This window comes from Vibrio sp. Y20_XG_PY13 (assembly GCF_024181925.1).
GTDB lineage: Bacteria > Pseudomonadota > Gammaproteobacteria > Enterobacterales > Vibrionaceae > Vibrio > Vibrio parahaemolyticus.
Genome location: NZ_JAMZAL010000025.1, coordinates 1 through 8,429 on the forward strand (window position 1 = coordinate 1; position 8,429 = coordinate 8,429).

Sequence of the window (8,429 nt, forward strand, 5' to 3'; positions counted from 1 at the left end):
TTACTGACGTCGACGACGGGAATTGTTGGCTGTGATTAGTACGACGACGCCGACGAGGAAATGTAGAAAACTGTGTTGGAAAGACAGGAACAGTACCGGAAAAGACAGGAAAAACTCCTAGGCGTATCAAGCTAAGAAATGAATTTATATTATTGAATTAGAATAACTTTTACTGGTTTAGTCCGGTAAGGGTATTCTTCTTTCCAGTTCGACATATAAAGGAGTTTCTATGAACCAACCCAAAAACAGCAGGAAGAATGCAGAGGCTGACACATCTAAAACCACATCAGCAGACAATCCATTCTCTACTATTCTCAAAACAGGTGAAGCACCAAAACTAGGGTCAAAGGCCCAAGGAACGGTGCTCTACGAGATTGCTCAAAACAGCGGAGACAACCAACTCTACTTTCGAATTGCCGGACAAAGTGGCGGGGCAGGATTGCATTCAAAACACTGGGTTCCACTTAACGAACTATTCCAGTTGATCGAATCTCAAGGTGACACCCCATGGAAAAGTCAGGTCTATAAATCCCTATATCCCACAGGTTCAGCTAATAACCTAGGGTTTTGCGCCTCAATAGTTAGAGACTTAGGTCTAGCCCAAAAGTCCGAATCATCAATTTATCTTCACGTACTAGGCGACGAATACCAACAGCTAAAAGCAGAGCTGTTAGCACTCGCAGACAAGAAAACAAAATAACCCTTCCATTTATCGTCGTTGACGTCGTTTCGACGACGCCGACAGCAATCACTATCAAATTCTTCAATCAGTAAATCTAATAAGGAAATGTAGTAATGAAAAAACTACTAATCAGTGCGTTAGTTCTAGCTAGCTTTGGTGCATCAGCAGGTCTATTTAGTTCGGATACAGATGATGCAATCCAGACAATTAAAGAAGGCAGTCCAGATGGTTGCCCTTACGTAATAGGGGACATGATCGACTCGGCATTTACCAATGAAACATGGAAATCAGATAAAACCAAATCGGGGCGAATCTTCGTGGCTATTGAAGGTGATGTAAATTTCCGCAATCAAGAGCAGAAAGCATTTATGCAATTCGAAGTTGATGGGGATGAGTTCTGGCTCAATACATTGAAGCTAAATAACCAGTACCAAAGTCAGATGATGACTCGTAGCTTCGCAAATCATCTATGCGATTCAGTTAAGTAAGTTGGTACATTAAATCATTAAGGGCAGTATCGAGAGGTATTGCCCTTTCTACTTCCCAAGGGGAGCAAACATGCAAAGCAAAACCTTTTCACAATCATCATCCCAATCCCAAAAGAACACAGGTATTCGTGCGGCTAAAGTCGGTGCTGCTATTGGGGCTAGGTATGGTCCATATGGGGTACTAATTGGTGGTATAGCTGGCTTCGTAATTGGTGTCGTCGCCGACGAGGTTATAGATGATTGACGGACAAGTTAGGTGAGCAGGGGGTAACCTCTGCTTTTTTTGTTGTTGTCGTTAGTTCGCTATACGTCGACGACGATACAACATTAAAGCTTTCAGTATCGTTACGGTATCATTGTTTTTTTGGATAAATCTTGAAGAACAATGAGTAAAGCTAGACAGCCATTTACGATAGATTGCAAAGATAAAGACTTACAAGTATTTGAGCTAAATATCGTAGAACATCATCCGGAGCTTAAACAGCTAAAAATAGGAGGAAAATTAAGCTACGAACATCCTCAATTCCATGAGCTTTCTATAAAGGTCAACGATATGCCCGGAAATAGTAAGCCCTATTGTATTTTTGCTATGAACCTTTTTGGGTTGGATGACATAGAAGAGTACTACTGGGAGTGTCAAACATTACTGGAAAGACCTATTTCTCAGTTAGTTAAGAATGACTCGTTAGAGTTGAGCGTAAGAGCCGAGATGCATCGAATTATGCATACGATAGAGTTTCGACACCCATACAATAATGAAGTCACATTGATGGCTCGTGAGCTTGTCGAATTGGTTGAGCATTGTTGTTATGCATGGGACAACTGGTTGTTTACTGTGTTGAAAGCACAAATAGGAAATGAAGAGGCGATGTTCACTCCAGAGCTTCTTACCGAAATTCTTGATAAATGTTCTTATGTTGCAGACCAATTGGTTTTACTATCGAAGCTACCTGTAATGAATACAGGTGCATTCGAAGAGTTTCGTCCTAATCAAAAATACGCCTTACTAGCCAAATCCTTATTGCAGCTCTATCAAGACACAATTGTAAGCCATGTGCAGTGTTTAGTTGATGACCTGCAATCAGAGCTACTCACTACTATGGGATATGAGAAGTTATTGAGGATAGATACTAAGCGATATGTGGATATGGTGCTCTACTACGAGCTCTCTAAGCGTGCAGCAGAATTAGAAATGGAGCATACGGGTATCAAGTATGAACGAGAAGTGGAATTAAAAAGTCCCAATGCGTTTATCTATACTCGTCTACATGGTGGTTACAAAGCTAGCGATATCAGAGCAACGTATCGCTGGTTATTTATTAAAGCGTGGCTATATTCATGGTTAAAGGTTAATGCAGTGTCTGCCAATAAAGCAGCAGAAGAAATGGCAAAAAATGATCGCTTCTTTTATCTGGATAAAGTGAGTAGGAAAGTGGGGAAGGATGGTGTAGTTGAGTCTGATGATGAATGCTATGCCAGAAGACAGAAGCAACTCAATTCAGAGTTTAGTAAGTGGAAGAAGTATGATGGACCATTTGCTTATATATCAGATAGTTTGTTCAGTAAAAGTAGGAATGCTTACGAGAAATCACAACAGTCAAAGTAGCGTGAGTTAGATGCCCAAAGAGAAGCGAAAGCTTCTCTTTTTTTATGCCTGTAGCTTTTACAAGCACTTTGGAAATTATCTTCGTGGGGGAGCTGGTTAAATGTATTTCGTGGTTAGGAAAGAAGGTTCCAACGATAAGTTTGGGCTATTGCAAGCACTTTGGAAATTCAACTCTACAACATTGCTGTTTAATGCAAACCAACGAGACGGAACGCCTTCTCGATGCTCTTTAACAATCTGGAAAGTAACGCTCTACGATTTTTGAATGTTGATTTAGCGACTTAATGGGTAGCTGAATGGCTGCCTATTGCGATGCTGAATTAAGTCGCATCAATTTCTATTGATAACTTAGGAGAGAATGAAATGAGTCTGATTAGCAAACTAGAAGCACAAGCAGAAAAAGTAGCGAACTTCAAAGCAAAAACACCAGTAAATGCCTTGCGTAATATGCCGCCCTCAGATGGTGTGCCATTTAAGGCTAAGTTCAACGTGTGGCAGATGTTAACTTTTGAACGTTTTAATAAAGATACGGGTTATAAGGCGACATATTACGTGGATGCTGATGTAGCTGAGCAGTTGCCACAGAAAGAAATATCTCAGAAGCATGTTCATATTTTGCAAACAACTAAAGGTGAGATCCGCTTTATTGTATTAAGTGAAAAGCCAACAAATTCATGGAACGTAAGCAAGTTGGATGCAGTTAAAGCGAGTGCAGAAGGCAAAGTTATCTCCCTCAAACGCAATAAAGAAGCTGGTGTTTACGGGTACTCAGTAGAGCATGATATCGAATCCTTCGAGGTTGATATGACGCTAGCGGACAAAGTTTTTAACGAAACGTTTGGTGGAGAGTATCACATCGATTCCCTAGAGCATCCTGTAGCTCAGACGTTGTTGGAAAACAAAGGGGAGTTCGTCGACGTCGTCGACGGTGATACTGAACAAAAGCAAGTGAATGACGACGCCGACGATGAAAGAGTGAGAGATCCTTCCGAAGATGGAATTTTCTCGGACGACCCAGAGCCGTTAGAAGAATTGGAAGAAATCGAAATTGAAGATGAGATTGACCTTGATGATTTGGATTTCGATGATATTGCGGCATGAATTGCAATAGTACGTTATGGTCTTGGACCACATACCTATGCGCTGAATAAACAGTTACTTGCTCACTCAGCGCAAGGTTACTTACCTGACCATATCGCTCAAGAGGTTAAATCTGTTTCGAGCTTACCCCCTTTAGATGTTCAACGTCGTATTACGCGGCATATAGAGCATCTAAAAAGCAGAGAAGCGATTAGAGTAAATCGTACCGCAATGCTTAAGCGAATTGGTTCGTACTCACAGAAAAAATCGGGTACAAGCCAATTCGTAGCTAAGCAATATCAAGGAATTGTTAAAGCATTAAACACAGATTCTACCGGACATTGGTATCGTCCAGTCGTCTCGGCTTTTCATACTAAAACAGGTCGTGATCATGCTCTTGGTTCTTCTCTGAACCAAGTTCCTAAGCAGTACTGGAAGTCTGTACTAAGTCCACCTAAAGGCAGTGTTTATGCCCTTTTAGATTACCAGCAACAAGAGCCTATGATTGCTGCTTATTTTGCGCAATGTCAGGTGCTCATGAATTGGTACCAAAAGGGGGACATATACAAAAATATCGTTCAGTTAGTTGGAGGCCAATTTAGCCGTGACCAGTGTAAGCAACTGCTCATTGGGCGCTTATATGGTATCGGTTATCGGACACTCGCTGAAAAGCTGGGTATTGCCTTGAGTCGAATTAGAGCCCTGTCTAATGAGCTATCTCGTCTTATTTACCCAATTGACCGCTATCTCACTAAATCTGCCAATGTTATTCGGAATCAAGGCTTCGCTCGTTCCTTAGATTGGAAATACACCATTTCGGATTTGGACGGGCAACTCTCGCTAACTAATTGGAAGATTCAAGCAACAGGTGCCGACATTATGCGCCGAGCCTGTCTACGTCTTGATGATGCCAACATTCCACTTCTACTCACCAACCACGATTCGTTCTTGGTGAGGTTAGAACAAGCACAATTTCAAAACCAATTGGATGCGGCAACTCAGGCACTCGCCGCCGCCGCCGCCGATGTTCTAAATGGTTTTCGTTTAAAAGTGGCAGTCGAAATGACGCTGCCATCCCAAGAAAAATAGTATTAAAGGAGATTTTTACAATGGCTGATAAAAATGCATTCGCAGAGTTCTTAGAACAGTTTACCCCTAGCGTAGTTAAGCAGGACGAGTCACGTACACCATATTTGATTGAGCATACCGGAGAGTCTAAGCAAGCTATCCCATTGGCTTCTGATAAGGGAGAGCAGATGCTGCGTAAGTTCGCTAAGCGAGTAGAACTAAGATTGGTTGGTAAAAACGTGAAAGATGCATTCGAGGAAGTCAAAGCTATCGCATGGGAGTATGAGCAGCCGTTGATTAAACCTCAAATTCGATATGGTATGGCTCCGGGAACTGAAACAGTGACCATTGACCTCTCGAACGGTCAGATTGCTCAACTTAGTGCTCAAGGTGTTGAAGTGTTGGATACAATGCCCGCTAGTAATGAGAATCTCTATTTTCAGCGACCGAGCTTTCAGTTACCAATGGTTACGCCTAAGCTGCCATGTGACGACACCAAATCAGCCTTGGCAAAGCTGAGAAAGTTCATTAATACGGACACGAATACTTTCTTCTTGCTGGTCGCTTACATGACTTACTTAATGGCACATCCTAAGGCGAAAGGTGTCCCTTACCCTATCTTGATGATTCAAGGTGAAAAGGGGGCGGGTAAAAGCTTCTTCTGCAATAACGTGCTTCGTGGTTTGCTAGACCCAAGCGCTGTTTCAGCAATGGCTTTCCCGAAACAGAGTGATTTTGTTTTGACCATCAACGGCATGTCGCTAGTTGTTATTGATAACCTTAGAAGCCTAACTAAGCGTCAAAGTGATTTGCTTTGTACCGTAGCCACCAAGGGAACCATGACGAAGCGAACACTGTACAAGACAGCAGAAGTGACGATGCTAGAGCTACATAGCCCACTAGTATTAAACGGTATTCATGATTTTGTTAAAGAATCCGACTTAGCTTCCCGTTGCCTCCGAGTCAACTTGGAACCGATGAAGAAAGGTGATCGACGTCCTGAACAAGAGCTGAAAGCAGAGTTAGAAGCATCAATGCCAGAGATATTCGGTGCCTTACTGACTCTTGCATCCAAAGCGTTGGCGGTATTGCCTGATGTTGAGGTGATGCACGAAGCGCGAATGATGGACTATGCCAAATGGATAGGAGCGCTAGAAACAATCTGGAAACTCCCAGAGGGTAAGCTGCAAAAAGTGTACGAGAAGAATGTCGAGTCTTTGATGGCATCGGGTATGGCTGATGACAGTTTAACGATCGCCTTTACCAATATGCTGAAAAAATCGGGAGGCAAACCTTGGAAAGGTAAACCTTCGGAGCTTCTGAATAAGCTACAGGATTTCGAAGAAAGTATGTACTTACCTAAAGGTGCAGCGGCGTTGTCAGCAAAGATTAAGGGTCAAGAATCGAGTTTGAATGCGAATGGAATCTACTTCAAGTTTGGACGAGATGCAGAGCGTTACATTATGGTTTCAGATAAACCTTTGATTTAATCAACACATCCGGCATCGGAGGCTTTGGTCATCGGTGTCGGATTTTTTTTGTTTTAGTGCTGCCGTCGACGACGTCAAAGCCTAGGTATAGAGCGTAATGTCTGTATAAATCGAATAATACTCACATTAAAAGCCAATTCATCAGTTAACAAAATTCATTTTTCGCCTCTTTCTAGTTGACTAAATTTCAAATCAGCAAGATAATTGGTTTACAAAATCAAAAAAGAGCCTGAAAGTATGAACATCGAACAATTCGAATCTCCATTTGTGTTGTGCCCCGAGTTACAAGAAGAGCATTTAGAGTTCGTATCTAAAAGAATGCTACAAATCGTTGAGATGACACTTCAATCTAATAGTTCAGAGTATGATGATAACTATACCTTTGAAACGAGTATTTTTGGTAGGACTCGACAGTTGTTCTTTAAATTGGCGGAAGATAAGTCTATCCCGTGGCTTACTATTGCCAGTAAAACTATGGACTACGTTCCTAAAATCTGTACTATCCCTGTTCGCGTTTTTAAAGACGACCCTTCTAATCCCAAAAAAGGAAAAGTTTTCTTTAAAAATGATTGTGAGCAATCTCAACTAACTCTTTTTGATGACCTTGAGGGGAATTCGATTGATTTAACTTGGCGTCTCTTTATTCAAGCTCCTGCTACTGTTGAAGATACAGGAAATGAGCTAGAAGATTTAGAGGATGACTATCGAGTCGTTCTAGTTGGATATGACTCAATTACAAAACAAATGAAATCTGTCTGGCAATCCAATTCAACGGCAAGGCATGTACCATATCCTGTCGAAGATGCACTTCCTGCTCCTGCTGAAGTGAAGAAAGTTGAAATTGAGCCATTGAGAGATAAAGAAGAAGTACCAAATGTGGCTGAGGACGATGTTTAGTAATCGCGAAGCATTAAGATCATATCGTGGTGATAAGTTACGACTTGCACGATTAGCTCAGGGGTTCTCATTGGAAGAGCTAGGCGAGTTATTAGCAGTAACTCGTCAAAATGTTCATAAAATGGAAGCTGGTCAAGAACCAACCGAAGAGCAACTCCCAATATTATGTAAACACTTAGACGTTAAAAAAGAATATTTTTATAGCGATAGAATAGCACCAGTTGTAGAAGAAGATTGTCACTTTAGAAGTTTACGTTCAAGAACTAAAACATTAACTAATATGGTAATGGCTAGAGCTGAGGTTTTGGATGAATTACTTCAAGGGGTCAGTAAATATTATCCAGCTAGAGAGGTTCTTCTTCCTGAAGTTTCAGATCTATCCTTTGAAAATATAAACGATATCGAAATAGCATCTGAGCGTCTAAGAAAAGAATGGAATATTGGTGATGCTCCCATCGGGAATTTAACGCTCTTAGCTGAAAATGCTGGTATTGTTATAGCTATTATCGAAGGTGTTGATGAAAAAGTCGATGCATTTTCTATATCAAGAAAGTGGCCATTAATAATCCGGAATAACGCTAAAGGTAGTCCTTGTCGGTATCGTTTTGACCTTGCTCATGAAATTGGTCACCTTGTTATGCATAGCGGAATTCAAACTGGTGATAAAGAAACTGAAAAGCAAGCAAACTATTTTGCAAGCTCTCTCTTGATGCCAAGAAGTCTATTTTTAAGTGCGACTAATAAATATCCATTGTTAAAAGGAACTAGAAGTTTAAACTGGAATAGCTTGAAGGTTCTAAAAACTTACTTTGGTGTAAGCTTAAAAGCATTGTTATATAGAGCAAAAAGTTTAGGTTTGATCTCTGAAGATAGAATGCGTTCTGGATATATATACCTTAATAAAAATGGGTACTCAAAGAATGAGCCTCTTGACGACAAAATTCCAGTTGAAGAACCTAGCTTAATTTCAGATCTATTCACTAAAATAGGTCCTGTAAATTGGCATAATTTATTGAAAGAAATAGGTTTGTCTAGACAGTTAGTTTCAAAACTATTTCCAAGTATAAAAATGCCTTCACCATTCATGGAGCTAGTTTAAAGAGCGGCGGCGTCGTAAT

At 40.9% G+C, this 8,429-nt stretch carries 9 protein-coding genes; all 9 read left to right on the forward strand.

Translation table 11 applies throughout. The features are described 5' to 3' along the window. Positions 1 to 229 precede the first annotated feature (229 nt). On the forward strand, positions 230 to 700 hold the full coding sequence (locus NL646_RS23020; RefSeq protein ID WP_253664739.1) for a hypothetical protein: 471 nt from the start codon (positions 230 to 232) through the stop codon (positions 698 to 700). Between the two features lie 95 nt (positions 701 to 795). Continuing rightward, positions 796 to 1,170, forward strand: coding sequence for a hypothetical protein (locus tag NL646_RS23025; RefSeq protein ID WP_110177620.1), 375 nt, complete (start codon positions 796 to 798; stop codon positions 1,168 to 1,170). Positions 1,171 to 1,240: 70 nt separating this feature from the next. Then, on the forward strand, positions 1,241 to 1,414 hold the full coding sequence (locus NL646_RS23030) for a hypothetical protein (RefSeq protein WP_253664740.1): 174 nt from the start codon (positions 1,241 to 1,243) through the stop codon (positions 1,412 to 1,414). A 141-nt stretch (positions 1,415 to 1,555) separates the two neighbouring features. Continuing rightward, positions 1,556 to 2,776, forward strand: a complete 1,221-nt coding sequence (locus NL646_RS23035) for a hypothetical protein (protein ID WP_140090607.1) — start codon at positions 1,556 to 1,558, stop codon at positions 2,774 to 2,776. Between the two features lie 363 nt (positions 2,777 to 3,139). Then, positions 3,140 to 3,877 (forward strand): hypothetical protein, encoded by a 738-nt coding sequence (locus NL646_RS23040; RefSeq protein WP_253664741.1) that lies wholly within the window; start codon positions 3,140 to 3,142, stop codon positions 3,875 to 3,877. A 210-nt stretch (positions 3,878 to 4,087) separates the two neighbouring features. Next, the gene (locus NL646_RS23045) at positions 4,088 to 4,945 is read left to right on the forward strand and encodes a DNA polymerase (protein WP_253664742.1); all 858 of its coding nucleotides are present in this window, start codon (positions 4,088 to 4,090) and stop codon (positions 4,943 to 4,945) included. Positions 4,946 to 4,965: 20 nt separating this feature from the next. After that, positions 4,966 to 6,414: an ATP-binding protein gene (locus tag NL646_RS23050; RefSeq protein ID WP_253664743.1), complete on the forward strand. Its 1,449-nt coding sequence runs from the start codon at positions 4,966 to 4,968 to the stop codon at positions 6,412 to 6,414. A gap of 237 nt (positions 6,415 to 6,651) precedes the next feature. After that, a complete protein-coding gene (locus NL646_RS23055) occupies positions 6,652 to 7,311 on the forward strand; it encodes a hypothetical protein (RefSeq protein WP_140062845.1) in 660 nt (219 codons plus the stop codon). Continuing rightward, positions 7,304 to 8,410, forward strand: a complete 1,107-nt coding sequence (locus NL646_RS23060; protein ID WP_159356776.1) for an XRE family transcriptional regulator — start codon at positions 7,304 to 7,306, stop codon at positions 8,408 to 8,410. The genes NL646_RS23055 and NL646_RS23060 overlap by 8 nt, the downstream gene beginning before the upstream one ends. The last annotated feature ends 19 nt before the right edge of the window (positions 8,411 to 8,429 follow it).

What these genes read in the sequence shown, in the direction of transcription:
- NL646_RS23040 (WP_253664741.1), top strand. Translation starts at nt 3,140, where the DNA reads ATGAGTCTGATTAGCAAACTAGAAGCACAAGCAGAAAAAGTAGCGAAC.
- NL646_RS23060 (WP_159356776.1), top strand. Translation starts at nt 7,304, where the DNA reads ATGTTTAGTAATCGCGAAGCATTAAGATCATATCGTGGTGATAAGTTA.
- NL646_RS23030 (WP_253664740.1), top strand. Translation starts at nt 1,241, where the DNA reads ATGCAAAGCAAAACCTTTTCACAATCATCATCCCAATCCCAAAAGAAC.
- NL646_RS23045 (WP_253664742.1), top strand. Translation starts at nt 4,088, where the DNA reads ATGCTTAAGCGAATTGGTTCGTACTCACAGAAAAAATCGGGTACAAGC.
- NL646_RS23050 (WP_253664743.1), top strand. Translation starts at nt 4,966, where the DNA reads ATGGCTGATAAAAATGCATTCGCAGAGTTCTTAGAACAGTTTACCCCT.
- NL646_RS23055 (WP_140062845.1), top strand. Translation starts at nt 6,652, where the DNA reads ATGAACATCGAACAATTCGAATCTCCATTTGTGTTGTGCCCCGAGTTA.
- NL646_RS23025 (WP_110177620.1), top strand. Translation starts at nt 796, where the DNA reads ATGAAAAAACTACTAATCAGTGCGTTAGTTCTAGCTAGCTTTGGTGCA.
- NL646_RS23035 (WP_140090607.1), top strand. Translation starts at nt 1,556, where the DNA reads ATGAGTAAAGCTAGACAGCCATTTACGATAGATTGCAAAGATAAAGAC.
- NL646_RS23020 (WP_253664739.1), top strand. Translation starts at nt 230, where the DNA reads ATGAACCAACCCAAAAACAGCAGGAAGAATGCAGAGGCTGACACATCT.